Origin of the sequence: Bradyrhizobium sp. CB2312, assembly GCF_029714425.1 — a bacterium.
In the GTDB taxonomy this organism is placed as follows: Bacteria; Pseudomonadota; Alphaproteobacteria; order Rhizobiales; family Xanthobacteraceae; genus Bradyrhizobium.
Genome location: NZ_CP121668.1, coordinates 9,289,606 through 9,314,152, shown reverse-complemented (window position 1 = coordinate 9,314,152; position 24,547 = coordinate 9,289,606). Strand labels below are relative to the sequence as shown.

Below are 24,547 nucleotides of genomic sequence, written 5' to 3'. Positions count from 1 at the left end.
CCAACGAAAGGTGCCACTGATGAACCTCCTGCTTCGCTTCGTGCTGCGCATCGCGATCACGATCGTGCTGATGGCCTTTGGCGACCGCGCCGGCGCCGCCGCACCGCCGGATCCGAGCGGCACCTGGCTGGTCGAGGACGGCCGCGCCCGCATCCGGCTCGAGCGCTGCGGTCCCTCGCGCGATCGCATCTGCGGCTTCATCGTCTGGATGAAAGAGCCCGCCGACAAGCGCGGCCAGCCTTATCGCGACAGCCAGAATCCGGATCCCGACAAGCGCGCCCGGGCGCTGCTCGGCCACCAGTTCATCATGGGCTTGCAGGCGACGGCCGAGGGGCGGTTTGCGGGCGAGATCTATAATGCCGAGGACGGCAGGTCCTATTCGGTCTCGCTCTGGCGCGAGTCTCCCGACCGCCTCAAGCTGAAGGGCTGCCTCATAAGATTTCTGTGCCAGACCCAGACCTGGCAGCAGACGCTCGACGTGCTACCCGGCCAGCTCGTCGGACTGACCGGCGATCTCAACGGCCCCCGCGCCGACAAGGAATGGGCCGCCGTGCCGGCGCCGAAGCCGATCCAGGTGAAAACGAAGTAGCCTTCAGGGCGTCCGCAGCGCCTTTCGCAATTCGTCGAGCGCGTCTGCGAGCTGCTCGCGATGTGCGATGTCGTCCTTGGGGAGGGCGGCGACGCTGCCGGCAAGCTCCCGCAGGATGCCGGCGAGCAGCCCGAAATTGATGTGCAGGTGCACCGATTTGCGCTCATCGGCCGCGCCCGGATGTTGCAGCACGAGCGCAACGCCGCTGCCGTCGAGCCGCGCCTCGAAACGCGATGAATGCTCGAAGGTGCCGACATAGAACTTGTCGGGATATTCGAGCGCGACCTCTGCCTTGTCGGGAACCGGCCTGGACATGTGAGCCTCATCGATATCTTCGCATTGTGGCCGGGAATAAACCGGACAGCCTTGCGATAGGTCAGAGGCGGGGCGGCGCCGAATTTGATCCGGATCAACGCCGGGTCGCCGCTTCTGCGATCCAATAGCAACTGGCGGGATGTTCTGTTGCGCGTCCTGGTTCTTGCAGACGTGAGACGATCGATGGACATGCAGGCCACGAATATCGCTACGGCCGACGACAGCGGATCTGACTGCGTCGGACCTGAGCTTGATGAGGGCATGCGGCACTGCCTGCAATTGCTCGTCGATGCCGGCCTGCGGCCAACCCGCCAGCGCCTGGCGCTTGGCCAGTTGCTGTTCCTGCGCGGCCACCGTCACGTCACCGCGGAGAGCCTTTATGAAGAGGCAATGGCCGCGAACGCCTATCTGTCGCTTGCGACCGTCTACAACACCCTGAATCAGTTCACGGAAGCCGGCCTGTTGCGCCGGATCGCCGCTGACGGCATCAAGTCGTTCTTCGATACCGACACGTCAGTGCACCCGCACTTCTACCTCGAAGGCGAGGATGTGCTGGTCGATGTCGCCGATGGCCTCGCCTTCACCAGAATGCCCGAGGCGCTTCCCGGCCATGAGATCGCGCGGCTCGACGTCATCGTGCATCTGCGCCGAAAGAGCATGTAACGCCGCCGCGCTCTTACCCTCCGCTCTTATCCTCCCCCTCCAGGGGAGGGTAAGAGATGTCACCTCAACCCCGCGCGCCGGAACCCTTCCAGGTAATGCTCGCGGTCGGCCTCGCTGGCCCAGGGCAGCTGCGTCGCGATCCAGTGCAGCGAGATGCCCGGCTGGGTGCGGCGCAGCTCGCCCAGCGCGCTCTCCGCCAGCGCGGCGTCGCCGGTCATGCCGGCGGACACCGCGAGCACGCGGTAGGCGCCGGTGAGGTCGCCGCGGTGGCGGATCGCCTCGCGCGCGAGCGCGATGGCCTCGTCATAGTGCCGCTCGGTGAAGCGGGCATAGCCGGCGATGCCGTGATAGATCGCGAGCGAGGGATCGCGCGGCGACAGCCGGATCGCCCGCTGCGCCGCGTCGAACGAGTCCCGTGAGCGTCCGGCATAGGACAGCGCCAGCGCGTAATAGCCCTGCGCCAGCGAGAAGTTGGGATTGAGCGCGAGCGCCTGCTCGAACTCGGACAGCGCGTTCGAAAGCCGGCGCGTCGAGAAGAACACGCTGCCGAGCGCGGCATGCGCCCAGGCATCCTCGTGGTCGCAGCGCACCGCCCTCAGTGCAGCGGCTTCCGCGGCCGGCGCCACGCGGGCGAGCTCGGCCCAGCCGAGATGCACGCCGAACATGTGGTTCGCCGCCAGCACCGACAATGCCTGGCCGTAGTTCGGATCGATCCCGATCGCGCGCTCGAGCAGCGCCCGCGCGGCCTCGTGATCCTGCCGCGTCACCCGCCAGTAATGCGACAGCGCCCGCACCAGGAGGTCCCAGGCGTCCAGGCTCGCGGGCGGCTTGCGACGGCTGCGGAAATTCTCGGCCGCGTGGATCTGCGGCTCGATCGCCGCGGCGATCGCGTTGGTGATCTCGTCCTGCACGGCGAAGACGTCGACGAGCTCGCGGTCGTAGCGCTCGGCCCAGAGATGGCTGCCTGACGTGGCGTCGTTGAGCTGCGCGGTGATGCGCACGCGATTGTCGGCCTTGCGCACGCTGCCCTCGACGACGTAGCGGACGCCGAGCTCCTCGGCGATCTGCCGGATATGGACAGCGCGTCCCTTGTAGGTGAAGGACGAGTTGCGGGCGATCACCATGAACCAGCGTTGCTTCGACAGCGCGGTGAGGATGTCCTCGCTGATGCCGTCGCCGAAATAATCCTGCGCGGGATCGCCGCTCATGTTCTCGAAGGCCAGCACCGCGATCGCCGGCCGGTCCGCAGCAGTGCGCGGCCTGGCAGGGGCGGGCTCGGTCGCCGCCAATGGCGCTGCCGATTGTTCCCGGACCTCGCCGACGAAACGAAAGCCCTTGCGCGGGATGGTCTTGATCAGCCGCTGCGCCGCACCATCGTCGCCAATCGCCTTGCGCGCGGCGTTGATCCGGCTGTTCAGCGCGGAATCCGACACGATTCGGTCGCTCCAGATCGCGCTGATCAGGTCATCCTTGGTGACCACGCGGGCGCGCTGCGCGACCAGATAAAGCAGCAAATCGAACACCTGCGGCTGCAGCGGCACGGCTGCGCCGTCACAGGTCAGTTCCCGCAGGTCGCCGTCGAGCACGTTGTTTTCAAAGAGAAATCGCACGTTTCTGTCGTCTCAAGCAAAAATCAAAGTCGTCTCAGGCGAAAATCAACCGTCCGCGAAAGTCTCTGGCAGGCCGATCCGGCATGGTGCGAAGACCAAATAGTGCCGATGCTTCGGCACAACGGAGCGTTCTATGACCCAAATTGATCATCAGGTTCATTCGATCGGCCCGGACATTGCGGGCTCACGCGTTTTCAAGTTCATCGCCTTTCTGTACGGAATTGCGGCATATCTCGTGTTTTTCGTCACCATTCTCTACGCTATCGGCTTCGTGATGGGGCTGGTGGTGCCGAAGACGATCGACACCGGAACCGACACGCCGACGGCCGAGGCCGTCATCATCAACTTGCTGCTGATGACCCTGTTTGCCGTTCAGCACAGCGTGATGGCGCGTCAGCGCTTCAAGGCATGGTGGACGCAATTCGTCCCCAAGGCGGTGGAGCGCTCGACCTACGTCCTGTTCGCGAGCCTGTCATTGCTGCTCCTGTTCTGGCAGTGGCGTCCGTTGCCATCGGTCGTATGGGACGTCGGCAATCCGGACCTTGCCGTGACCATGGTCACGCTGTCGTTCGCCGGCTGGGTGCTGGTGTTCATGAGCACCTACATGATCAACCATTTCGAGTTGTTCGGCCTCAGCCAGGTGACCAACCATCTCGTCGGCAAGGAGGAGGCGCCGGTGCGCTTCAAGACGCCGATGCTCTACAAGTTCGTCCGTCATCCGATCTATCTCGGCTTCATCATCGCGTTCTGGGCGGCGCCTGTGATGACCGTCGGCCACCTGCTGTTCGCGGCCGTGACCACGATGTACATTTTCGTCGGCATCGCGCTGGAGGAGCACGATCTCATCGGCCTCTTTGGCGACGAATACCGGCAGTACAAACAACGGGTTTCGATGCTTATTCCCTGGCGCCGGTCAGTATAGGCCTCGCGTCCATCCGCGCGCGTCCTCCGAAAGGAGGATGCGCGGCGGTGTCTCTTCGCCCCTCCTTCGACGAACGGGGAGTGCGCAGCCTGCTCGCCTGACCAAATCTCTTCTCACTCACCAAATCTCATACTCAACGGAGACGACCCAATGAAACATGTCGGAAACTGCTTCTGTGGCGCGGTCACGATCGAGGTCACGGGGGAGCCGGCGGCGATGGGCTATTGCCATTGCCGCTCCTGCCGGTCGTGGTCGGGCGGACCGGTGAACGCCTTCAGCCTGTGGAAGCCCGAAGCGGTGCGCATCACCGAAGGCGCCCAGCACGTCGAGACTTTTGTGAAGACGCCGCTCAGCCAGCGCAAATATTGCAGGAAGTGCGGCGGCCATCTCATGACCAACCATCCGCCGCTCGACTTGATCGACGTCTTCACCGCGACCATCCCGACGCTCGCGTTTACGCCGGGCGTCCACGTCAACTATGCCGAGACCGTGCTGCCGATGCGCGACGGGCTGCCGAAGCTGAAGGATTTCCCCGCCGAGTTCGGCGGCAGCGGCGAGATGATGCAGGAGTAGGGGACTCTGTTCTTCCTTCTCCCCTTGTGGGAGAAGGTGGCGCGAAGCGCCGGATGAGGGGTTTCCCTCCGCATGCAAGACCGCTCGCGAGGATAGAAACCCCTCACCCGGCTTCGATGCGTTGCATCGAATCCACCTCTCCCACAAGGGGAGAGGGTGCACCGTCAGTGTAGCGCCTACCTCATCCCCGCGCGCCGCAATCCTTCCAGGTAATGCTCGCGATCCTCGGCCCGCAGCATCGGCAGCTCGCGCGTGATCCAGGCGAGCGAGATGCCAGGCTGGGCACGGTTCAGACCTTGCAGCGCGGAGGCCGCGAGCTCGGGATCGCCCGACATGCCGGCCGCCGCCGTCAGCACGCGATGGGCGCCGACGAAATCGGCCCGCTGCCGCATCGATTCCCGCGCCATCTGCATGGATGCCTCATAGTTGTGGCCGATGAACTGGGCATAGGCGACAACGCCGCAATAGATCGCGGCCAGCGGATCACGCGGGCTGAGCCGCAGCGCGCGGCGCGCGGCGGCATCGCCGTCCTGCCATCTTCCCGCGTAGCACAGCGTCACGCCATGGAAGGCGTGCGCCATCGCGAAATTCGGATTGAGTTTTAGCACCAGCTCGAACTCCGCCAGCGCGTCGTCGAAGCGGCGGCGGAAGAGATACGTATAGCCGAGGCCGTGATGGGCCCAGGCGTCGTCGCGATCGGCCGCCACCGCTGCGACCGCGGCGCGCTCGGCGACCGGCACGGTCATGGCCATGTCGGCCCAGCCCATATGCGCGCCGAAGATATGGCTGGTTGCGAACAGGCCGAGCGCCTTACCATAGGCGGGATCGATCGCAATAGCCTTTTCCAGCAGGCCTTGCGCGGCGGCATTGTCCTCGCGCGTGATGCGCCAGTAATGCGACAGCGCGCGCATCACGAGGTCCCAGGCATCCAGGCTCCCCGGCGGCTTCTGCTGCGCGCGAAAACTCTCGGCGGCATAGAGCTGCGGCTCGATCGCGGCGACGATCGCCTCGGTGATCTCGTCCTGCACGGCAAAGATGTCGGCGAGCTCGCGGTCGTAGCGCTCGGCCCAGAGATGGCTGCCGGTCGAGACGTCGTTGAGCTGCGCCGAAATGCGCAGCCGCTCGCCGCTCCGCCGCACGCTGCCTTCGAGCACGTAGCGCACGCCGAGCTCGCGCGCGACCTCGTGGATGTGCACGGCGCGGCCCTTGTAGATGAAGGAGGAGTTGCGCGCGACGACGAAGAAGCAGCGCAGCTTCGACAGCGCGGTGATGATGTCCTCGCTGATGCCGTCGGAAAAATAATCCTGCTCGCGATCGCCGCTCATGTTGGTGAAGGGCAGCACCGCGATCGCGGGCCGGTCGGGCAGCGCGAGCGTGATCTGCGGCGCTGCGGCAATACGGCCGGGCTCGGCCGCGCCGAACTGGGTCTGGACGTCGCCGACGAAGCGGAAGCCTTTGCGCGCGATGGTGCGGATCAGGGCCTGGTTCGCGCCGCTGTCGCCGATCGCCTTCCGCGCCGCGTTGATCCGGCTGGTCAGGGTGGATTCGGAGACGCTGCGCCCGTGCCAGATCTTGTCGATCAGCTCGTCCTTGCTGACGACGCGATCGCGATTTTCCATGAGGTGGACGACGAGATCGAAAACCTGCGGCTCCACGGCCACGGGAACCTGCTCGCGGCTCAGCTCGCGCCGGTCGGTGTCGAGAAGGTGATCCCGGAACAGAAACTGCACGTCGAAAACTCAATCCTCACGGCAACATCTGGCAATGATGAAATCGAAAATGGATTTCGACTTGAAGTCTGTGAGTCCGCCGAAGGGGCAACAGGGTTCAGCACGTTTGCGTGATGGCTGCCATGCGGATTTCAAGGGGGAATACAACCGGAATTAGAATTGTGGCCATTTCCGACAGCTTCTCGCGAGGTATCGCTGCGCTCATGCGGCCTCCGTCCTCTCCTTCGTCATTGCGAGCCAACGGGTCCGCGCGAAGCGCGGCCCGATGACAGGCTCCGCGAAGCAATCCAGAGTCTTTCCGCGGAGGGATTCTGGATTGCTTCGTCGCAAGAGCTCCTCGCAATGACGGCATTTGCATATGCACCGAACAGTGAATGTCCATTGCCGAACAGCACGCCCCGCGTAAGCTGCCCTCCACACAAACGCCAACCATAAAGAAACGCCCATGCCCGCTTTTCCCGCCTCCACCACCGTGCTCGACTCCATGCTGTTCCGCGACGCCTTCGGCACGCCGGAGATGCGCGAGGTGTTTTCCGACGTCGCGCTGGTCGGCCGCTATGCCGAGGTCGAGGTGGCGCTGGCGAAAGCGGAGGCGCGATGCGGCGTGATCCCGCAGGAGGCGGCCGACCAGATCGCGGCGCGGACCGACGTCGCCGCGCTCGATTTCGATCTGCTGCGGCAGGAGACCGACATCGTCGGCTATCCGATCCTCCCCCTGGTGCATCAGATGGTGAAGCAGTGCGGGGAGGCCGGCCGCTACGTGCATTGGGGCGCGACCACGCAGGACATCATGGACACCGCCGTGGTGCTGCAACTGCGCGCGGGCCTCGAGATCATCGAGCGCGACATCGCCGAGCTCCGAAAAATCCTTGCGGACCTCTCGAAGCGCTATCGCGACACGCCGATGGCCGGCCGCACCCATCTTCAGCAGGCGCTGCCGGTCACGTTCGGCTACAAGACGGCGATCTGGCTCGCGATGTTCGACCGCCACGCCGAGCGTCTGAAGCAATTGAAGCCGCGCGTCCTGGTCGGCCAGTTCGCCGGCGCTGCCGGCACGCTTGCTTCGCTCGGCGACAAGGGTTTTGAGGTGCAGGAGGCGCTCTGCGCGGAGCTGAAGCTCGGGGTGCCCGCCTCGACCTGGCATGTCGCACGCGACGGCTTTGCGGAAGGCGTGAACTTCCTCGCGCTCGTCACCGGCTCGCTCGGCAAGATCGCGCTCGACATCATGATCATGGCCTCGACCGAGTTCGCCGAGCTCTATGAGCCCTTCGTCAAGGGCCGCGGCGCCTCCTCGACCATGCCGCAGAAGCGCAACCCGATCTCCTCGGAGCTGATGCTCGCGGCAAGCAAGGCGGTGCGCCAGCACGCCGGGCTGATGCTGGACGCGATGGTGCAGGACTTCGAACGCGCCACCGGTCCCTGGCACGCCGAATGGATGGCCATCCCCGAAAGCTTTGTGCTCACCGCGGGCGCGCTGCACCAGGCCAAGTTCGCGCTCGCCGGCCTCATCGTGGACGAAGCGAAGATGAACGACAATCTCGCCATCAGCCGCGGCCTGATCGTGGCCGAAGCGGTCATGATGGGGCTCGCGCCGCAGATCGGAAGGCAGGAGGCGCATGACGTCGTCTACGACGCCTGCCGGCTCGCCAACGAGAAGGGCCTGACGCTGGCGGACGCGCTCTCGTCCGATTCCCGCGTCGCAAGCCGCATCGACCGCGCCACGATCGAGGCGCTCACCTCACCGAAAAATTACCTCGGTCTCGCGCCCGCGATGGTCGACCGGGTGCTGAAATCCGCAACGCGTTGAAAACCAAGATGGGTGAAATTGCGTATCTTTCATGTGTCGCAAGGTGCTCGCGCACTTGTGTCTCGCGATGCTAGGCTTAGATTGAACGTCAGACTTTCGGCAGAGGACTCCGCATGACTGATCACCGCAATTCCGCCGCTCCCATCGATCCCGCGAAACTCGACCGGCTGGCCGAGGTGGCGGTGAAGGTGGGCCTGGGCTTGCGGCCGGGACAGGATCTGCTCTTGACGGCGCCCGCGATCGCGCTGCCGCTGGTGCGGCGGATCGCCGTGCATGCCTACAAGGCCGGCGCCGGCATCGTGACGCCGATCCTGTCGGACGAGGAGATGACGCTGGCGCGCTACCGCCACGGTCACGACGACAGTTTCGACCGCGCCGCCGGCTGGCTCTATGAGGGCATGGCCAAGGCATTCTCCGACAACACGGCGCGGCTCGCCATCGTCGGCGACAATCCGATGCTGCTGTCGGGCGAGGATCCGTCCAAGGTCGCGCGCGCCAGCAAGGCCAATTCGATGGCCTATCAGCCGGCGCTGGAAAAGATCGTCAATTTCGACACCAACTGGAATATCATCGCCTATCCGAGCCCGTCCTGGGCCAAGCAGGTGTTTCCGAACGATCCGGAAGACGTCGCGATCGGCAAGCTCGCGGATGCGATCTTCGCGGCGTCGCGCGTCGACCGCGAGGACGCGATCGGCAATTGGGCGAGCCACAATGCGGTGCTGCGCGAGCGCAACAACTGGCTCAACGGCCAGCGCTTTCGCGCGTTGCAATATTCGGGACCCGGCACCGACCTCACCATCGGGCTCGCCGACGGTCATGAATGGGAAGGCGGCGCCTCGCTCTCCAAGAACGGCATCAGCTGCAACGCCAACATCCCGACCGAGGAGGTCTTCACCACGCCGCATTGCCGGCGCGTCTACGGCCATGTCGTGAGCTCGAAGCCGCTGTCCTATCAGGGCACGCTGATCGACAACATCGCGGTGCGCTTCGAGGACGGCAAGATCGTCGACGCAAAAGCTTCGCGCGGCGCGGAGGTGCTGAACAAGGTGCTCGACACCGACGAGGGTGCGCGACGCCTCGGCGAGGTGGCGCTGGTGCCGCATTCCTCACCGATCTCGCAAAGCGGACTGTTGTTCTACAACACGCTGTTTGACGAGAACGCGGCCTCGCACATCGCGCTCGGCCAGTGCTATTCGAAGTGCTTCGTCAACGGCGCGCAGCTGACGCCGCAGCAGATCGCCGCCCAAGGCGGCAACCAGAGCCTGATCCACATCGACTGGATGATCGGCACCGCCGAAACCGACATCGACGGCATCCTGGCTGACGGCAGCAAGGTGCCGGTGTTCCGCAAGGGCGAGTGGGCGAAGTAGGGCACGCTCGAGCCCCGGGAGCTCTTCACCTCTCCCGTAGGGAGAGGTCGGGTCGCATCGCAAGATGCGATGCGGGTGAGGGGTTCTGGTCTCGCTGGGTGCCGCGGCCCCTCACCCGGATTGCTCAGGCGCGCAATTGCGCGCCTGAGCAATCCGACCTCTCCCCGCTGGGGAGAGGTGAAGGTCCAGGCGACAATCCCTCCTGAACTCTCACTCTATGATTCGTTTCAGGCCGCCGCGTCGCGCAGCATCGGGTTGTTGTCGATGCTGAAGCGGTTGAACAGCGTCGTGAACGGGCTGGCGTCGGTCGCCCGCACGACGACGTCGGAAGCAGCGACCGCGTCGTAGAGCGCGCTGACCGGATCATTCGCGTCCGGCAGGTCAAGCGCAGCACGGAGTTGCTCGCGGGCCTCGTTGATGTCGTCCTCGTCGTCGAGTGTCGCCTCCAGCGCATCGGCCGCGCGCCGCATCTCGGCGAGGTCGCCGCCGGCGGAAAATTTCAGGATGTCGAGCCAGTAGGGGCGGGCGATCACGAGCTGGATGAACGCCTCGAAATTCTCCGCGATGATCCCGGCGCGGCCCTCCGATGAGACGTAGAGCACATTCTGCGATGGCAGCAGGACAAAGGCGCCGCCGGCGCTGTCACTGCCGATCTGCCGGGGGCTTTCGATGCCGTCGATGGTGAACCAGGTCTCTTCGTCCGGCGCGAAGGAGACATCGAGGCTGCCGAGCCAGGCGACGACCTCATCGTTGGCTGTGAGGACCTCGGGCGTCAGGGGCATCGGCATGGGCTCCTTTGGCTGCTTCGCGCATTTTGTCGCACCCTGGAAAAGATGGGTTCATGTGCGCGGATTTGCAGGGAAATCGTCGCGTTTGCTGCTTCGCACATGCAACTTGCGGCTGATTTGCGGGGCCTGCGTAAGAAAGAATTAAAAACCGGCTACTAGCGTTCCAACATCTTTGGAAACAATCCGGGCCGAGACCCGGCAAGCCATATTATATTCCTTGGGGAAGCAGATGTCGCGCGCATTGATTGAAGTCGGTAGTTGCAATGTGGACCTCGAGCTGCGGCCGATCGAGCCGTCCTGGATCATCGAGGGCAACCCGGTGTCGCGCTCGCATATCCTGTCGACCAGTGCCGACGGCACCGCCTCGACCATCATCTGGCACTGCACCGAAGGCCGCTTCAACTGGTACTACGACATCGACGAGACGATCATGATCATGGAAGGATCGATCGTGCTCGAAAGCGACGGCATGCCGCCGAAGCGCTACGGCCCCGGCGACGTCATCTTCTTCCGCGACGGCGCCCATGCCAAATGGCACGTCGAGGGCTACGTCAAGAAGATCGCGTTCTGCCGCAAGACCAATCCGGTGATGATCGGTTTCCTGATCCGCGTCGTCAACAAGCTCAAGAAAATGTTCGTCTCGACCGGCGAACGCCGTCCGGCCTCGCTGATGGGCGCCGGCTAGAGCAAACAATAAAGTTTCAAGCACGCTTCCCAGCGGCCACGACGAAGAGGGGTCGGGATCAACATCCCGGCCCCTCTTCTCGTCATGACGGCAGATCGAGCCGGTAGAAATCCGTCGCGGTCTGCGAGAACAGCGCCGTCTTCTCGGCCTCGCTCAGAGGCGCTGCGATGCGCTTGAAGGCGTTGAAGATCACCTGGTAGCTGCACTGGCCCTTGTCCGGCGGAAAGTTGCTCTCGAACATCGCGCGCCTCACGCCGAACGCCTCGATGCAGGTCTCGACATAGGGGCGCCACGCCGCCGCAAGCTCCTCGGATGACGGCGGCTTCTCGCGCAGATGGAAGTCGTAGCCGAGCAGGCACATCGCGAGCCCGCCGAGCTTGACCACCACGTTTTCGCATTTGGCGATCTCCTGGATCGAGGCGCGCCACTGCGGAAACACCTCTTCGCGCCGTCCGGCAAAGCGACCGATGCCGGCCGGACCGCCGCAATGGTCGAGCACGATTCTGGTGTCGGGGAAGGCGCGCGCGAGCTCGGTCAACTCGCCGATCTGCGGATGGAACAGCCAGGCATCGAAGCTGAGGCCCAGCGGCGCGAGGCAGGCAAAGCCCTTGCGGAAGGTCGGGTCCCGCAACAATTCCTTCGGCCGGTTCGCGTACATGCCGGCGACGGCGGGATCCTGGTCCCAGGCCGAGGAATGCCGGATGCCGCGGAAACGGCCGTTGCCCGCCGCGATCTCCGCTTCCAGCACCGGCCTTGCGGCATCGCCCAGCAGCAGATTGGCGTGGCTGACGATGCCGGCGCAGATCGCCGCCTTGCCGTAGCCACCGCTCGCGCTCATGGCGGCGACGCCGCTCGCGAACTCGACCTCGCCGACGGGCCGAAATGCCTCGGGTCCATGCGCGCGATACATCGAGCGGCAATCGACATAGACGGTGGCGATGACGTTGTGGCCGGAGGCGATGTCGTCAGCCATCTCCTCGATCAGATAGCGGTGTCCGCGATTCCAGAGATGGTGATGGGGATCGACGATCGGCCGGGCCGGATCGATGATCTCCTCCTGATGTTGCGCGAGCCAGTCCTCGCGCGGCTCGACGAACAGCCCGCTCGTGTTGGCGGACAAGCCAGTTGCGGCCATAGGCGTTCGCTCCCTCTATATTCTTTGTGGGGGGAGCCTAGCACCTCATCGCCTCACGCAGCAGCGCGCGCTGCGCAACCGCACCCGTCATCGCAAGCACAGCGCTCAGCCCTAGAGCATGATCCGGCAAAGTGCGTAGCGGTTTTCCGAAAAGATCATGCTCATACAATAACCAAAAGCGCGATGGTGATGCATCTTCATGCCATCGCGCTTTTGCACCGTGTCGCCCTCACATCGACCACCAGTTGCCACGCGTCTGCCGTGGCAGGCTTGACCTCGCCGAGCCAATGGAAGGAATCCTCGGTGATCTCGGTAAAGCTCCAGCGTGTCAGCTCGCCCGCTTCGGTCGTGCCTTCCTGCACGATATCGGCGCCGCGCGCGCGGCCGATCTGCTGCCGGAAGACGCAGCGTGCGGGATCGAACCAGGAAATCCGCCACGCGGAAATGGAGGGATCATAGACCCGCAGCGTCGTGCCGTACCAATTGCCCGCGACTGGAAAGGCCGGGCTGCCGGCGGGCCGCGGAATGATCCAGACGTCCTGCACGGCGCGGCCCTCCAGCACCCAACCGAAATGGATCTCGCCCGGCGCGGTGTGTTTCGTTCCATCGGCGCCACGAGCGGTGATCTCGGCGCGCCAATCGCCGACGAAGCGGCCATAGAGCTGGAGCGCCGATGCGTGCTCCGGATTTGGTCCATCGGCGTGCAACAATCTCGCAAAGTCGGTCATGTCGATCTCCCGTTGTCCGGAGATCAGCACGAGCGGACCGCGGATGACTTGGAGAAAATTGCCGTCCGCGATCGTCAGGTCTTGTGCAGGGCCATATTCTTGATGCCCCGATCGGCCTCATCTTTCGTCCGTCCGCTCTCTGTGCGCTCCGCGCGCCAAATCACGATGACAGAGACGATGACGAGCCCCGCGCCGAGCAGCATCATGGGCGAGAACGGTTCGCCCAGCACGACGGTGCCGAGCAGCACCGCGATCACCGGGTTGACGAAAGTGTAGGTCGACACCAGTGAGGTCGAGACGTTCTCCAGCAGCCAGTTGTAGGCGACGAATCCGATCACGCTGCCGGCGATGATCAGCCAAAGCGCTGCTGCGAGCGACATCGGCAAGACGTCGCCCGGCCTGAAGCTTTCGATCTCGCCCGTCAGCCAGCTGATCGCGAACAGCACGGCACCGCCGATCGACAACTGCATGCCTGACAGCAGGATGGCGGACGTCTGGCTCGACATGCGCCGGGACAGCACGGTCCCGGCTGACCACGACAAGGCCGCAGCCAGCAGGAGGACGACGGGAAGAATGCTGATGCCGGCCTGCTCGACGTTCTGCCATGCCACGAGTCCAACGCCCAGGAAGCCCGGCACGAGCGCCAGCAGGGCAACGGGCCGCGGCCGCTGATCCCCAGGGAACACGAGATCGATCAGCAGGATCCAGAACGGGATCGTGGCGAGCACGATGGCTGCCACGCCCGAAGGAACCGATTGCTGGGCGAAGGCGAGCACGCCGTGACAGCCGACGAAGAAGAACAGTCCGCACAGGCTCGCCATGGCCCATGCCTGCAACGACACGCTCGCGATCTGTCCACCGCTCATCGCCAATAACACGATGCCGCCGCAGAGCGAGCGAAGCGCCATCAGCAGAAATGGCGGGATCGACTTCAGGCCCAGCGTGATGGCGAAGTAGGTGGAACCCCATAGCAGATAGATGGCGGCGAACGCGCCGATGATGAGGAACCTTCTGCTCATGATTGCTCCGATCGAAGACGATCTCGAAGCAACCAAGTCGCAGGCGGTTCATGCGTTCCCGCTTTTGCGGGTCAGACTCCGTCGAGGATGATCACCGTCGGCTTCGACGGCAGTGCATCGCGCGACATCCGGAACGAGCGCGCGTTGCGCCGGTCGATCTCGAACTGCTGGCCGATGCGGTCCATGAACTCGTCGAGCGGCGTGGCGAAGCGATGCATCGGCAGCACCACGGACGCGCGCAGGCGTTTGGTGATGTCGGAGATGCCGCCCAGCGACATGGTGTAGGTGCCGTCGATCGGCACCATCACGATATCCAGCCGCCCGATCTGGGCAAAGTGGCTGTCGTCGAGCTTGTGGTGGAGATGGCCGAGATGGCCGATGCAGAGGCCGGCGACCTCGAAGATGAAGATCGAATTGCCGTCGCGGATCATGTCGACGCCGGCATCGTCGCCGAAATAGCGGCGGATGTCCGTGGTGACGTTGCGGATGAAGGTGTCGCCGATGCGTTCCGAGATGATCGCCGGCTTGCCGTCGTCGCCCCAACCATGCAGCACATGGGGAATGCGCTGGTCGGGAAACAGACTGTAGTGGGTGCTGTGGGCCCGGTTCATGGTGACGACGTCGGGCAGCCGGCCCACCTGATAGGCGCCGCTATAGTCGGTCGCGATGCGCAAGCCGCCGGGCGTGTCGATGAAATAGGTGGAGTGGCCGGCATAGGTGATCTCGACCTCCGCGGCGGCCGCCGCCTTCCTGAAGGCGACCGACATGACCCGCGGCGCGGCATTGGCCATCGCCAGGCACTCGCTGCGCTGTGGCTGCTGGGCAAGGGCAGGCGCCAGCAGCCAGCCGAAGAACGCCAAGGCCGTCAGCAAGAGTCGAGACATCATCAGTCCGCCCGCCATTCAGTCGACGATCCGGTCAGTGTAGCTTCGAATCGTTCGGGCGTCATGCCGTCGAGGCATGATCCGGAAAAGTGACATAGCTCAGGAGAGCTGGGCGGTGACATAGTGGATCGCACCGCTGGTGTTCTGGACGCTGAGCGCATAGGTCGAGACATCGGCGGCGATGCCGGTCCAGCCGAGTTGCAGCGTAGCGGACCCGAAGCCGATATAGCTGCTTGTGCCGCTCTCGCGCGCCCAGACCGCCGTCGAGTCGTTGCCGCTGCGTCATGCCGCGACTGCCTGACACATTAAGTATAGATTCAACCCTTGCTTGTGACAGTGGCGTTTTCTGCCTACCCGTTTTCGATGGCCTCGGCTGAAAACATCACCCGATATCATGCGCTCGACAGCTGGCGCGGCATTTGCGCCTGCATGGTCGCGCTGTTTCACTTCGACGTGATCAGCCATCTGTCCTTCCTGCCGCTCACCAGACATGCCTATTTGTTCGTCGATTTCTTCTTCGTGCTGAGCGGCTTTGTCATCGCGTCGAATTATCGTTCGCGCCTCGCCGCGGGCTTCGGCACGGGCCGCTTTCTCATGCTGCGGCTGGGGCGGATCTACCCGCTGCACCTCGTGACGCTGCTGCTGTTCATCCCCATCGATGCCACGAAGGACGGCGTCGGGGCGAACCTGCTCCAGGCCGTCATCACCAATGTCCTTCTCGTGCAGGGGCTCGGCGTCAATCCGCAGAACTGGCTGAACTTCGCGAGCTGGAGCATCAGCACCGAGTTCGCCGCCTACGTGATCTTCGCGGCCGTCGTGAGCAGGATCGGGCCTGCGATCTGGCCCTGGCTGCTCCCGATCGTTGTCGGGCCGGTCGTGCTCGCCGCCATCAGCCCCGATGGGATGAACGCGACCTACGACTACGGGCTCGTGCGCTGCCTTTATGGCTTTGCACTCGGCGTCGTCTGCTTCGAGTTGCGCGAGCGCTTCCCGCTCTTGCGAGCGCGCCTGGCGCCATCAGGCGAGACATGGCTGGAGGCGGCGAGCCTGATGCTCGTCGTTGGGTATGTTTCGGTCGCGGGAAGCAGCGTCATCCTGCAGGTGGCCTCGCCACTGGTGTTCACGCTCGTCGTTCTCGTGTTCGCGCGTGAGGCCGGCGGGGTCAGCCATCGGCTGACGGCGCCATTCATGCTCATGATCGGGACCCTGACCTACTCGATCTACATGCTGCATCCGCTCGTCAGGGCGGTTGTGCGGGCGATCCTCATGGTCGTCGAGCGTCTCGGGCATATGGATCTGTTTGTCTCCTATGCGCTCAGCTCGGACCATGAACCAACGAAGGTGGTCTCCTTGAATGGATCGCTCTGGCTTGGCGATCTCCTCCAAATCGCCATGCTGGTGCTGACCGTGCTGCTGTCGGTCGCAACATATCGCTTCGTGGAAGAGCCCGGGCGCAACTGGGTCAGGCGCCTGATGGATCGGCGCAAGGCCGCCGCTCTACGCAGCACACAACCGGCCTTCGACACCTGAAGCGGCGGTGGCCTCGCAGGCAACCGATGCCCGTCACTCCCGCCGCGGGCTGAACTTCCAGGTGATGGCGACGAGGCCGGCGGTGATCAAGCCGCTGATGAGGCCCGCGATCGGCAAGGCAAGCAGCAGCGCGGCGCTGGCGGCCCAGCCGATCGAGGAGAACGCCTCGGCGAAGGTCGCAAGCCGCGACGACGTCTGGCGGCGGCGGAATTGGCTGCGCCTTGCCTGCACCCGGAACCAGAGCTGGATCGCGGTCGCCGAGGCCGAGCTGATGATGATCGCTCCGGCGCTGACCGCAGCCTGGTACGGAGAGGCGAGGGCGAGCGCGCCGATCAGCGGGCAGAAGATGGCGGCGATCGCGATCAGCACCACCTCGATCTTGGCGCGGATGACGCTGGACGGCGTCAGCGGCGCGGTGGCGACGAGATCAGGGGCGTCCTCGCCGGAGATCGTCAGCCAGGCAAGGCCGCCCGCGAGCTGACCGGCCGCCATGACGATGACGGGCGTGATCAGCGTCACCGCCGCGGAGCTGTCGGCAAAGCTGCGCCAGAGCAAGAGCGCAGGCGGCACCAGGTAGAGCAGCTGCATCAGGGTCTGCGAGATCAGCCAGGGATCGCGCCAGAGCAGCTTGAATTCCTTGCGCCGCAGCGCCTGCTGCCGCGATCCGCTGCGGAACGGACGCTCCTTCGCACGCCTGCGGCCGGAGCTGCCGTAAGCCGCGGCATCGATCGCGGTGTCGGCGAAGCGGCCGGAGAACATCGCCATTACGCTTCCGAGCAGCACGAGCCCGAGCGCCAGAAGCAGCAACAGCGCTTCGCTGTCGCCCATCGTCGCCCGCGCCGGCCACCACCAGATGCTGTCGACATCGGGGGCATAGGCGGCAAGGCTCCCCGAGGTCAGGATGGTGAAGCGCGACAGCGTGCCGTAGGACATGATCGCGGCGACCTGGAGCGCGATCACGAAACCGGCGCCGATGATCGCGGCCAGGATCTGGGCCGCAAAGCGCGTCCGCGCCGGGCCGATCAAGCGGAACAAGAGGATGGTGACGGCGATCGCGATCGCGGCGGCCGACAGGCCCATGGCGATGACGACGCCGAACGCCGCGAGCCAGCGCGGACCCCCGCCGATCACCAGCACGTCGATGAACGGCGTCGAGAACAAGAGCGCCATCACCGTGACGGTGAGCGCGATGGCGGCGATGCGCACCGAGAACAGATTGGCGAGCGTCGCTGGCGAGGACATGATCAGGTCGAGATCGGCGCGGGCGTAAAACACCCGCGTCACGGATTCGATCGCCTGCGACAGCATCAAGGTCCAGGCCAGAAAAATCGTCGCCGTGATTACGATCAGCGAGGATTTGTCGAGCGGCAATTGCAGATCGGCGAAGCGGCCGATCACGGCCCAGGCCGGGACGTGCAGCAGCGCTGCGAAGAAGAGAAGGCCGATGACGGCCGCGCGCGCCCGCTTGCGCCGTCCGCCCGTCATCATGGCGAACCATTCGCGCCAGGCGAGGCGGAGCTCGTGGCGGGCAAACCAGGACAGCGCGGTCGCCGAGCTCATGCGGCTTCCTGGAGCGTCACCAGCGCGATGAAGAGATCTTCCAGGCTGGTGTCGGCATGGCCGTTCTGCTGGCGCAATTCGGTGAGCGTGCCCTCCGCGACCAGGCGGCCCGAGGCGATCACGCCGATGCGGTCGGCCATGCGCTCGGCGACTTCCAGGATGTGTGTCGTCATGATGACGGTGCAGCCGGCGCGGACGCGCTCGCCCAGCAACCCCTTGACGTGGCGGGCGGAGACGGCGTCGAGCCCGGTCAGCGGCTCGTCGAGGATGATGAGGCGGGGATCGTGCACCAGCGCGCCGGCCAGCGCCACCTTCTGGCGCATGCCCTTGGAAAAGCCCTCGCAGCGTTCATGCCGGTGCGGCGCGAGGCCGAGCGAGGTGAGGAGCTCCTGCGCGACCGGTTCGGAGACCGACGGCGCGATGCCCCAGAGGCCGGCGACGAATTCGAGATATTCGAGCGGCGTCAGCTTGTCATAAATCATGGGCTCGTCGGACACCCAGGCCATCACTTGCTTGGCGGCGACGGGGTTCTGGAGCGCATCGATGCCGAAGATCGAGACCGCGCCGGCATCGGGCCTGAGCAGGCCCGCAACCATGCGCAAAGTGGTGGTCTTGCCGGCGCCGTTGGGGCCGACCAGCGCATAGAATTCGCCGGCATGGATGGTGAGATCGAGGCTGTCGACCGCCAAACGGTCAAAACGCTTCGTTAACCCTCGGACTTCGAGCGCCGACTTGTCCGGCTTCATGACGGCCACACCATCCGGTTTTGCATCGCCCGCGACCATGACCCGAAGATGTTTCGGCACCGTGAATCTACGGCCCACAAATTCCACCATCCGGTTTCGACTAAAGGCAAGTCACCGTTTGTTGACAGCGCTTGGCGGTTCGGGCTGAATTGGCGCTGGGACGAATGCGCGAACGCAGCGAAACGACTGCGTAGCGACTGGACACAAGATGCGGCGAGGCGGTCACAAAGAACCGCCGGTTGCATCGGGAGGATGCGCGGCGATGCTGGATTTCGTTCAGCAGCTGGTCAGCGGTGTTGCGCTCGGCTGCGTCTACGGCCTGATCGCGCTCGGCTTCGTGCTCGTCTACAAGGCCACCGAGGTCGTCAATTTCGCCCAGGGCGATCTGATGATGCTCGGCGGCTTCTTCGCCTTCACCTTCATCGGCATGATGGGCCTGAACTACTGGATCGGCTTTGCCGGTGCGGTCGCCGCCATGGCGCTGTTCGGCATGCTGGCCGAGCGCGTGGTGGTGCGGCCGATCCTCGGCTATCCGCAATTCTCCATCATCATGGCCACGATCGGCCTCGGCTATTTCCTGCGCTCGGTCGCCGGCATGGTCTGGGGCACCGACGATTTCAAGATCGACACCCCGTTCAGCCAGGGCGTCCTGCGCATCGGCTCGCTGGTGCTCGCCCATGATAAGCTGTCGGTGATCGCGGCGACGATCATCCTCTGCGCGCTGCTCTATTTGTTCTTCAACAAGACTACGCTCGGCACCGCGATGCGCGCCAGTTCCGAGAACATGCTGGCGGCCTATTACATGGGCATTCCGGTCAAGCGGGTGGTATCGGTGGTCTGGGCCATCAGCGCGGCGGTCGCGACCTGCGCCGGCGTGCTGCTGGCGCCGATCACCTTCATCCACTCCAATGTCGGCCTCGTGCTCGGCCTCAAGGCATTTCCGGCCGCCGTGCTCGGCGGCTTCGGCTCGATTCCCGGCGCGGTCGTCGGCGGCGTCCTGATCGGCGTGATCGAGAGCATGGCGGGATTCTATCTGGCCGAGGGCTGGAAGGACGTCGCGCCTTATATCGTGCTGCTCGCGGTGCTCTTGCTCAAGCCCGAAGGCCTGTTCGGCCTTCACGTCCGCAAGAAGGTCTGAACCGCCATGCGCTTCCTGTTCAAGACCGACTATGAGGACGACATCAGGCTGTTTCCGCATTCGGGCTATGTCGTCTCCTACGGCATCCTGCTCGCGCTGCTGCTGATCGCGCCTTACGTGCTCTCCAGCTACCTGATGAGCCAGCTCGTCTTCGTCTGCATCTATGCGACGGTCGGCGTGGCGCTGATGATTTTGACCGGCTTCACCGGTCAGGCTTCGCTCGGGCATGCGGCCTTCCTCGCGATCGGCGCCTACACGGCGGCCTATTTGCAGAAATACAACGTGCCGTTCCCGGTCTATTTCCTCGCCGCGGGCGTGCTGACCGGCTGCATCGGCGCGCTGGTCGGCTTTCCCGCGCTGCGGCTCCAGGGTATCTATCTCGTCATCGCCACCATCTCCTTCGCCTTCATCGTCGAGGAGATCCTGGCGCGGTGGGAGAGCGTCACCAACGGCAATGAGGGCATGCGGGTCAAAACGCTGTCGCTGCTCGGCGTCACCGTGCCGCGCGACAGCCCGACCTTTTATTTCCTGTGCCTTGCCGTGCTGGTGCTGACCATCGTCGGCACGCTCAATCTGTTGCGCTCGCCGACGGGGCGCGCCTTCGTCGCGATCCGGGACTCCGAGACGGCCGCGCGCAGCATGGGCGTGAATGTCGCGCTCTACAAGGTCAAGTCCTTTGCGATCTCGGCGGCGATCACCGGCCTCGCCGGCGTGCTGTTCGCGCACAAGCTCTCCTTCATCTCGCCGGAGATGTTCACGCTCCAGCTCTCGATCGAGTTCATCATCGTGATCCTGATCGGCGGCAGCTTCAGCCTGCACGGCGCGGTGCTGGGGGCGATCTTCATCGTGATGATCGATCCGTTCCTGACTTACCTGAAGGACGACATGCCCGGCATCATCGCCGGCATTGCCGCAACGTTCGGCGCGGGCCCCGCGACGGCAGGCAATATCCAGTCGAAGGTCGCGGCCTTCGCCTCGCTCAACGGCCTGAAGGGCGCGATCTACGGCATCATCATCGTTCTCTTTGTGCTGTTCGAGCCGCTCGGGCTCTACGGCCGCTGGCTGAAGATCAAACTCTTCTTCCAGCTGTTCCCGCTCTACAAGCGCGCGACCTTCAAGCGGCAGAAGATCTACGTGAAGTCGGAGCGGAACCGATGAGCTATTTCCGCGCCGAGAACCTGTCGCTGCATTTCGGAGGCCTCAAGGCGGTCGATGCGGTGTCGTTCGCGGTGGAGAAGGGCGAGATCCTCTCGATCATCGGGCCCAACGGCGCCGGCAAGAGCTCGATCTTCAACCTGATCTCGCGGATCTACCGGCCGACCTCGGGCCGCATCTTCTTCGAGGACCAGGACATCACCGAGCAGCCGCCCTACGACATCGCAAGGCTCGGCATCGCCCGCACCTTCCAGAACATCGAGCTGTTCGAGAACGCGACCGTGTTGTCGAATCTGCTGGTCGGACGTCACCGCCACTCGACCACGCAGCTCTGGCAGGAGCTATTGTTCCTGCCGAGCGTGCGCGCCAACGAGAAGGTGCATCGCCGCCGGGTCGAGCAGGTGATCGAATTCCTCGACCTCGAGCCGTACCGCGACAAGCTGATCTCGGGGCTGCCCTACGGCGTGCGCAAGGTGATCGAGCTCGCCCGCGCGCTGTGCTCGGAGCCAAAGCTGATCCTGCTCGACGAGCCGTCCTCCGGGCTCAATGTCGAGGAGACCGACGACATGTCGTTCTGGATCCGCGACATGAAGAGCGAGCTCGGCATCACCGTGCTGATGGTCGAGCACGACATGTCGCTGGTGAACCGCGTCTCCGACCGCGTCATCGCGCTGAACTACGGCCGCGTGCTCGCCATGGGCTCGCCGGCGCAGGTGCAGCAGCATCCCGACGTCGTCGCCGCATATCTCGGAGCCTGACGCATGGATGCGACCGTGGCGCCCGACATCATCCTGAAACTCTCCAACATCGAGAGCTATTACGGGCCGATCATGGCGATCCGCGGCATCTCGCTGGAGGTGCCGCGCGGCCGCATCGTCACGCTGCTGGGTGCCAACGGCGCCGGCAAGACTACGGTCTTGAAAACCATTTCCGGCATCCTCGATCCGCAGAAGGGCGCGATCGAGTTCATGGGCAAGCCGATCCAGCGCATGGAAGCGGACCGCATCGTGCGGCTCGGCCTCAGCCACGTGCCGGAGGGGCGCGAGGTGTTTCCGTTCCTCTCGGTACGCGAGAACCTGATGATGGGCGCCTATCCGCGCCGGGATCGCGACGGCGTCGCGGAAGATCTGGAGCGCGTCTACGGCTATTTCCCGCGGCTGAAGGAGCGCATCAGCCAGCCGGCCGGCCAGCTCTCCGGCGGCGAGCAGCAGATGCTCGCGATCGGCCGCGCGCTGATGAACCGGCCGACGCTGCTGCTGCTCGACGAGCCTTCGCTCGGCCTGTCGCCGCTGCTGGTGAAGGAGATCTTCACGATCATCCGGCGCGTCAACGAGGAGCAGGGCATGTCGATCCTCTTGGTCGAGCAGAACGCCAAGGTGGCGCTGGAGACCGCGCATTACGGCTATGTGCTTGAGATCGGCCGCATCGTGATGAACGACACCTGCGAACGCTTGATGCATTCCCAGGACATTCAGGAATTTTACCTTGGCGCCAAGGAACAGGGCGCGCGAGGCGAGCGGCGCTGGAAAAAGAAGAAGACTTGGCGCTAAAGCAAGATTTGGCGCTAGAGGAAGATTTGGCGTTAAAATGGAATGGCCCATCCGCCAACATGGACCGCCGGCAAGGCAGGCAGCGGAGGGGAAGGCGACAAGGAGGAGAGTGCATGGCCCGACCGGCGGTGCTGACGGTCGCTGATACGATCGCGAAGAGCTTCTTGCTCGCCGCAGAGACGCGCGGCGACAGGCCGGCGATCCGCGAGAAGAAGTTCGGCATCTGGCAACCGACGAGCTGGCGCGAATGGCTCGCGATCTCCAGGGAGGTCGCCTACGCGCTCCGCGCGATCGGATTCCTGCCCGGCGACGTCGCCTCCGTCATCGCCAACGCGGTGCCGGAATGGGTCCATGCCGACATGGGCATATTGTGCGCCGGCGGCGTCTCGTCCGGCATCTATCCCACCGATTCGTCGTCCCAGGTCGAATATCTCGTCAACGATTCCGGCACCCGGGTGATCTTCGCCGAGGACGAGGAACAGCTCGACAAGATCCTCGTCTGCCGCGCGCGCTGCCCGAGCCTGCAGAAGATCATCGTGTTCGACATGGAGGGCCTCGGCGGCTTCGTCGACGACATGGTGATGTCGCTGGACGAGTTTCGCGCGCTCGGGCGCAACCACATGGCCGGCCGCGAGGCGCTGTGGCTGGAGATGATCGACAGCCGCAGCGCGGACGATCTCGTCATTCTCGTCTACACCTCCGGCACGACCGGTCCGCCCAAGGGCGCGATGCATTCCAACCGCAGCGTCACGCATCAGATGCGCCACGCCAACGACTTCATTCCTGCCCGACAAGATGACGACCGGCTGATCTTTCTTCCGCTCTGCCATGTCGCAGAGCGGGTCGCCGGCTATTACATCTCGGTCGCGCTCGGCTCGGTGATGAATTTCGCCGAGAGCCCGGAGACCGTGCCGGACAATCTGCGCGAGGTACAGCCGACCGTCTTCTTTGCCGTGCCCCGGATCTGGGAGAAGTTCTACTCCGCCATCACCATCGCGCTGAAGGACGCGACGCCGTTCCAGCAATGGGTCTATCGCCGTGCCATCGACATCGGTCTGCGCATGACGGATTGCCGGCTCGAGGGAAAGACACCGCCCCTTCCGCTTCGCATCGCCAGCCAGCTCGCCTATCGGCTGGTGTTCCGCAACATCCGCCGCATGATCGGGCTCGACCGCTGCCGCATCGCCTTCACCGGGGCCGCGCCAATCGCGCCGGAGCTGATCCGCTGGTATCTCGCGCTCGGCATCGACATGCACGAGGTCTACGGCCAGACCGAGAATTGCGGGGTCGCGACCATGATGCCGGCGGATCACATTAAGCTCGGCTCGGTCGGCAAGGCGGTGTCCTGGGGCGAGGTCGCGCTGTCTCCCGAGGGCGAGATCCTGATCAAGGGCGACTTCCTGTTCATGGGCTATCTGAACCAGCCGGAGAGGACCGCGGAAGCCATCGATGCGCGCGGCTGGCTGCACACCGGCGACGTCGGCACCATCGACAATGAAGGCTTCGTCCGCATCACCGACCGGATGAAGGACATCATCATCACCTCAGGCGGCAAGAACATCACCCCGTCCGAGATCGAGAACCAGCTCAAATTCTCGCCCTACATCTCGGACGCCGTGGTGATCGGCGACAAGCGGCCGTATCTGACCTGCCTCGTGATGATCGACCAGGAGAACGTCGAGAAGTTCGCCCAGGACCACGACATCCCCTTCACCAATTATGCCAGCTTGTGCCGGGCGGTGGAGATCCAGGACCTGATCTGGCGCGAGATCGAACAGGTCAATGCCAACTTCGCCCGCGTCGAGGCCATCAAGCGGTTCTATCTGATCGAGCGCCAGCTCACCCCGGAGGACGAGGAGCTGACGCCGACCATGAAGCTGAAGCGCGGCTTCGTGAACAAGCGCTATGCCGCCGAGATCGACGCGATGTATCGCGAGCGCGCGGTGGCGTGAGACACCTGTTCCGCGCCTCGAGATCGCGGACATGTGCGGACAAGAAGCGAAGCAGCGGCGGCCCCCGCCCTTCGCGTAACACGGGCCAAAGGAGAGGA

The 24,547-nt window shown here is 64.4% G+C and carries 23 protein-coding genes; 13 read left to right on the top strand and 10 right to left on the bottom strand.

Translation table 11 applies throughout. From position 1 onward, the window contains the following. The first annotated feature begins 19 nt into the window (after window positions 1-19). Complete coding sequence (locus QA642_RS44360; RefSeq protein ID WP_283082442.1) at window positions 20-589, top strand: DUF2147 domain-containing protein; 570 nt, start codon at window positions 20-22, stop codon at window positions 587-589. A 3-nt stretch (window positions 590-592) separates the two neighbouring features. Here QA642_RS44360 and QA642_RS44355 read toward each other — a convergent pair whose 3' ends face one another. After that, on the bottom strand, window positions 593-904 hold the full coding sequence (locus QA642_RS44355) for a hypothetical protein (protein ID WP_283082441.1): 312 nt from the start codon (window positions 902-904) through the stop codon (window positions 593-595). 183 nt (window positions 905-1,087) lie between these two features. Between QA642_RS44355 and irr the strand changes: the two genes are divergently transcribed. Next, on the top strand, window positions 1,088-1,567 hold the full coding sequence (gene irr / locus QA642_RS44350; protein ID WP_283087107.1) for a Fur family transcriptional regulator Irr: 480 nt from the start codon (window positions 1,088-1,090) through the stop codon (window positions 1,565-1,567). Between the two features lie 59 nt (window positions 1,568-1,626). Here irr and QA642_RS44345 read toward each other — a convergent pair whose 3' ends face one another. Continuing rightward, complete coding sequence (locus QA642_RS44345; RefSeq protein WP_283082440.1) at window positions 1,627-3,177, bottom strand: winged helix-turn-helix domain-containing tetratricopeptide repeat protein; 1,551 nt, start codon at window positions 3,175-3,177, stop codon at window positions 1,627-1,629. A gap of 133 nt (window positions 3,178-3,310) precedes the next feature. Between QA642_RS44345 and mddA the strand changes: the two genes are divergently transcribed. Together mddA and QA642_RS44335 are read left to right on the top strand one after the other, a co-directional pair. Next, a complete protein-coding gene (gene mddA / locus QA642_RS44340; RefSeq protein ID WP_283082439.1) occupies window positions 3,311-4,099 on the top strand; it encodes a methanethiol S-methyltransferase in 789 nt (262 codons plus the stop codon). A gap of 150 nt (window positions 4,100-4,249) precedes the next feature. Then, complete coding sequence (locus tag QA642_RS44335; RefSeq protein WP_027562006.1) at window positions 4,250-4,672, top strand: GFA family protein; 423 nt, start codon at window positions 4,250-4,252, stop codon at window positions 4,670-4,672. A 176-nt stretch (window positions 4,673-4,848) separates the two neighbouring features. Here the strand turns inward: QA642_RS44335 and QA642_RS44330 are convergent, their stop codons facing one another. Then, window positions 4,849-6,402, bottom strand: coding sequence for a winged helix-turn-helix domain-containing tetratricopeptide repeat protein (locus tag QA642_RS44330; protein ID WP_283082438.1), 1,554 nt, complete (start codon window positions 6,400-6,402; stop codon window positions 4,849-4,851). Between the two features lie 445 nt (window positions 6,403-6,847). On the opposite strand from QA642_RS44330, the gene pcaB reads away from it, so the two are divergent. Further along, window positions 6,848-8,209 carry a 3-carboxy-cis,cis-muconate cycloisomerase gene (pcaB, locus tag QA642_RS44325; protein WP_283082437.1) on the top strand — a complete coding sequence of 454 codons (1,362 nt, stop codon included), beginning with the start codon at window positions 6,848-6,850 and terminating at the stop codon, window positions 8,207-8,209. 113 nt (window positions 8,210-8,322) lie between these two features. Next, window positions 8,323-9,579, top strand: a complete 1,257-nt coding sequence (locus QA642_RS44320; protein ID WP_283082436.1) for an aminopeptidase — start codon at window positions 8,323-8,325, stop codon at window positions 9,577-9,579. Between the two features lie 227 nt (window positions 9,580-9,806). On the opposite strand, the gene QA642_RS44315 is transcribed toward QA642_RS44320, so the two are convergent. Beyond that, window positions 9,807-10,361, bottom strand: coding sequence for a hypothetical protein (locus QA642_RS44315; RefSeq protein ID WP_283082435.1), 555 nt, complete (start codon window positions 10,359-10,361; stop codon window positions 9,807-9,809). Window positions 10,362-10,596: 235 nt separating this feature from the next. Between QA642_RS44315 and QA642_RS44310 the strand changes: the two genes are divergently transcribed. Continuing rightward, window positions 10,597-11,052, top strand: coding sequence for a cupin domain-containing protein (locus tag QA642_RS44310; RefSeq protein ID WP_092212323.1), 456 nt, complete (start codon window positions 10,597-10,599; stop codon window positions 11,050-11,052). Window positions 11,053-11,134: 82 nt separating this feature from the next. Here the strand turns inward: QA642_RS44310 and QA642_RS44305 are convergent, their stop codons facing one another. The 4 genes from QA642_RS44305 to QA642_RS44290 form a co-directional block, all read right to left on the bottom strand. Further along, a complete protein-coding gene (locus tag QA642_RS44305; RefSeq protein ID WP_283082434.1) occupies window positions 11,135-12,187 on the bottom strand; it encodes an amidohydrolase family protein in 1,053 nt (350 codons plus the stop codon). Window positions 12,188-12,384: 197 nt separating this feature from the next. Next, window positions 12,385-12,915, bottom strand: coding sequence for a hypothetical protein (locus QA642_RS44300; RefSeq protein WP_283082433.1), 531 nt, complete (start codon window positions 12,913-12,915; stop codon window positions 12,385-12,387). Between the two features lie 74 nt (window positions 12,916-12,989). Then, complete coding sequence (locus QA642_RS44295) at window positions 12,990-13,934, bottom strand: EamA family transporter (RefSeq protein WP_283082432.1); 945 nt, start codon at window positions 13,932-13,934, stop codon at window positions 12,990-12,992. Between the two features lie 71 nt (window positions 13,935-14,005). Further along, the gene (locus QA642_RS44290) at window positions 14,006-14,818 is read right to left on the bottom strand and encodes an MBL fold metallo-hydrolase (protein WP_283087106.1); all 813 of its coding nucleotides are present in this window, start codon (window positions 14,816-14,818) and stop codon (window positions 14,006-14,008) included. Window positions 14,819-15,181: 363 nt separating this feature from the next. On the opposite strand from QA642_RS44290, the gene QA642_RS44285 reads away from it, so the two are divergent. Further along, window positions 15,182-16,348 (top strand): acyltransferase, encoded by a 1,167-nt coding sequence (locus tag QA642_RS44285; RefSeq protein WP_283082431.1) that lies wholly within the window; start codon window positions 15,182-15,184, stop codon window positions 16,346-16,348. Window positions 16,349-16,381: 33 nt separating this feature from the next. Here the strand turns inward: QA642_RS44285 and QA642_RS44280 are convergent, their stop codons facing one another. Both QA642_RS44280 and QA642_RS44275 read right to left on the bottom strand, forming a co-directional pair. Next, the gene (locus QA642_RS44280; RefSeq protein ID WP_283082430.1) at window positions 16,382-17,908 is read right to left on the bottom strand and encodes a permease; all 1,527 of its coding nucleotides are present in this window, start codon (window positions 17,906-17,908) and stop codon (window positions 16,382-16,384) included. Continuing rightward, window positions 17,905-18,654: an ABC transporter ATP-binding protein gene (locus tag QA642_RS44275; RefSeq protein ID WP_283087105.1), complete on the bottom strand. Its 750-nt coding sequence runs from the start codon at window positions 18,652-18,654 to the stop codon at window positions 17,905-17,907. The genes QA642_RS44280 and QA642_RS44275 overlap by 4 nt, the downstream gene beginning before the upstream one ends. Before the next feature lie 262 nt (window positions 18,655-18,916). Here QA642_RS44275 and QA642_RS44270 point away from each other — a divergent pair, with 262 nt between their 5' ends. The 5 genes from QA642_RS44270 (at window position 18,917) to QA642_RS44250 (ending at window position 24,449) form a co-directional block, all read left to right on the top strand. After that, a complete protein-coding gene (locus QA642_RS44270; protein WP_283082429.1) occupies window positions 18,917-19,792 on the top strand; it encodes a branched-chain amino acid ABC transporter permease in 876 nt (291 codons plus the stop codon). A gap of 6 nt (window positions 19,793-19,798) precedes the next feature. Then, complete coding sequence (locus tag QA642_RS44265) at window positions 19,799-20,950, top strand: branched-chain amino acid ABC transporter permease (RefSeq protein ID WP_283082428.1); 1,152 nt, start codon at window positions 19,799-19,801, stop codon at window positions 20,948-20,950. Next, on the top strand, window positions 20,947-21,705 hold the full coding sequence (locus QA642_RS44260; RefSeq protein WP_283082427.1) for an ABC transporter ATP-binding protein: 759 nt from the start codon (window positions 20,947-20,949) through the stop codon (window positions 21,703-21,705). The genes QA642_RS44265 and QA642_RS44260 overlap by 4 nt, the downstream gene beginning before the upstream one ends. A gap of 3 nt (window positions 21,706-21,708) precedes the next feature. Continuing rightward, entirely contained in the window at window positions 21,709-22,497 is a 789-nt protein-coding gene (locus QA642_RS44255; protein WP_283082426.1) for an ABC transporter ATP-binding protein, read from the top strand. A 113-nt stretch (window positions 22,498-22,610) separates the two neighbouring features. Beyond that, a complete protein-coding gene (locus QA642_RS44250; RefSeq protein WP_283082425.1) occupies window positions 22,611-24,449 on the top strand; it encodes an AMP-dependent synthetase/ligase in 1,839 nt (612 codons plus the stop codon). The last annotated feature ends 98 nt before the right edge of the window (window positions 24,450-24,547 follow it).

What these genes read in the sequence shown, in the direction of transcription:
- QA642_RS44360 (WP_283082442.1), top strand. Translation starts at nt 20, where the DNA reads ATGAACCTCCTGCTTCGCTTCGTGCTGCGCATCGCGATCACGATCGTG.
- QA642_RS44355 (WP_283082441.1), bottom strand. Translation starts at nt 904, where the DNA reads ATGTCCAGGCCGGTTCCCGACAAGGCAGAGGTCGCGCTCGAATATCCC.
- irr (WP_283087107.1), top strand. Translation starts at nt 1,088, where the DNA reads ATGGACATGCAGGCCACGAATATCGCTACGGCCGACGACAGCGGATCT.
- mddA (WP_283082439.1), top strand. Translation starts at nt 3,311, where the DNA reads ATGACCCAAATTGATCATCAGGTTCATTCGATCGGCCCGGACATTGCG.
- QA642_RS44335 (WP_027562006.1), top strand. Translation starts at nt 4,250, where the DNA reads ATGAAACATGTCGGAAACTGCTTCTGTGGCGCGGTCACGATCGAGGTC.
- pcaB (WP_283082437.1), top strand. Translation starts at nt 6,848, where the DNA reads ATGCCCGCTTTTCCCGCCTCCACCACCGTGCTCGACTCCATGCTGTTC.
- QA642_RS44320 (WP_283082436.1), top strand. Translation starts at nt 8,323, where the DNA reads ATGACTGATCACCGCAATTCCGCCGCTCCCATCGATCCCGCGAAACTC.
- QA642_RS44315 (WP_283082435.1), bottom strand. Translation starts at nt 10,361, where the DNA reads ATGCCCCTGACGCCCGAGGTCCTCACAGCCAACGATGAGGTCGTCGCC.
- QA642_RS44310 (WP_092212323.1), top strand. Translation starts at nt 10,597, where the DNA reads ATGTCGCGCGCATTGATTGAAGTCGGTAGTTGCAATGTGGACCTCGAG.
- QA642_RS44305 (WP_283082434.1), bottom strand. Translation starts at nt 12,187, where the DNA reads ATGGCCGCAACTGGCTTGTCCGCCAACACGAGCGGGCTGTTCGTCGAG.
- QA642_RS44300 (WP_283082433.1), bottom strand. Translation starts at nt 12,915, where the DNA reads ATGACCGACTTTGCGAGATTGTTGCACGCCGATGGACCAAATCCGGAG.
- QA642_RS44295 (WP_283082432.1), bottom strand. Translation starts at nt 13,934, where the DNA reads ATGAGCAGAAGGTTCCTCATCATCGGCGCGTTCGCCGCCATCTATCTG.
- QA642_RS44290 (WP_283087106.1), bottom strand. Translation starts at nt 14,818, where the DNA reads ATGTCTCGACTCTTGCTGACGGCCTTGGCGTTCTTCGGCTGGCTGCTG.
- QA642_RS44285 (WP_283082431.1), top strand. Translation starts at nt 15,182, where the DNA reads ATGGCCTCGGCTGAAAACATCACCCGATATCATGCGCTCGACAGCTGG.
- QA642_RS44280 (WP_283082430.1), bottom strand. Translation starts at nt 17,908, where the DNA reads ATGAGCTCGGCGACCGCGCTGTCCTGGTTTGCCCGCCACGAGCTCCGC.
- QA642_RS44275 (WP_283087105.1), bottom strand. Translation starts at nt 18,654, where the DNA reads ATGAAGCCGGACAAGTCGGCGCTCGAAGTCCGAGGGTTAACGAAGCGT.
- QA642_RS44270 (WP_283082429.1), top strand. Translation starts at nt 18,917, where the DNA reads ATGCTGGATTTCGTTCAGCAGCTGGTCAGCGGTGTTGCGCTCGGCTGC.
- QA642_RS44265 (WP_283082428.1), top strand. Translation starts at nt 19,799, where the DNA reads ATGCGCTTCCTGTTCAAGACCGACTATGAGGACGACATCAGGCTGTTT.
- QA642_RS44260 (WP_283082427.1), top strand. Translation starts at nt 20,947, where the DNA reads ATGAGCTATTTCCGCGCCGAGAACCTGTCGCTGCATTTCGGAGGCCTC.
- QA642_RS44255 (WP_283082426.1), top strand. Translation starts at nt 21,709, where the DNA reads ATGGATGCGACCGTGGCGCCCGACATCATCCTGAAACTCTCCAACATC.
- QA642_RS44250 (WP_283082425.1), top strand. Translation starts at nt 22,611, where the DNA reads ATGGCCCGACCGGCGGTGCTGACGGTCGCTGATACGATCGCGAAGAGC.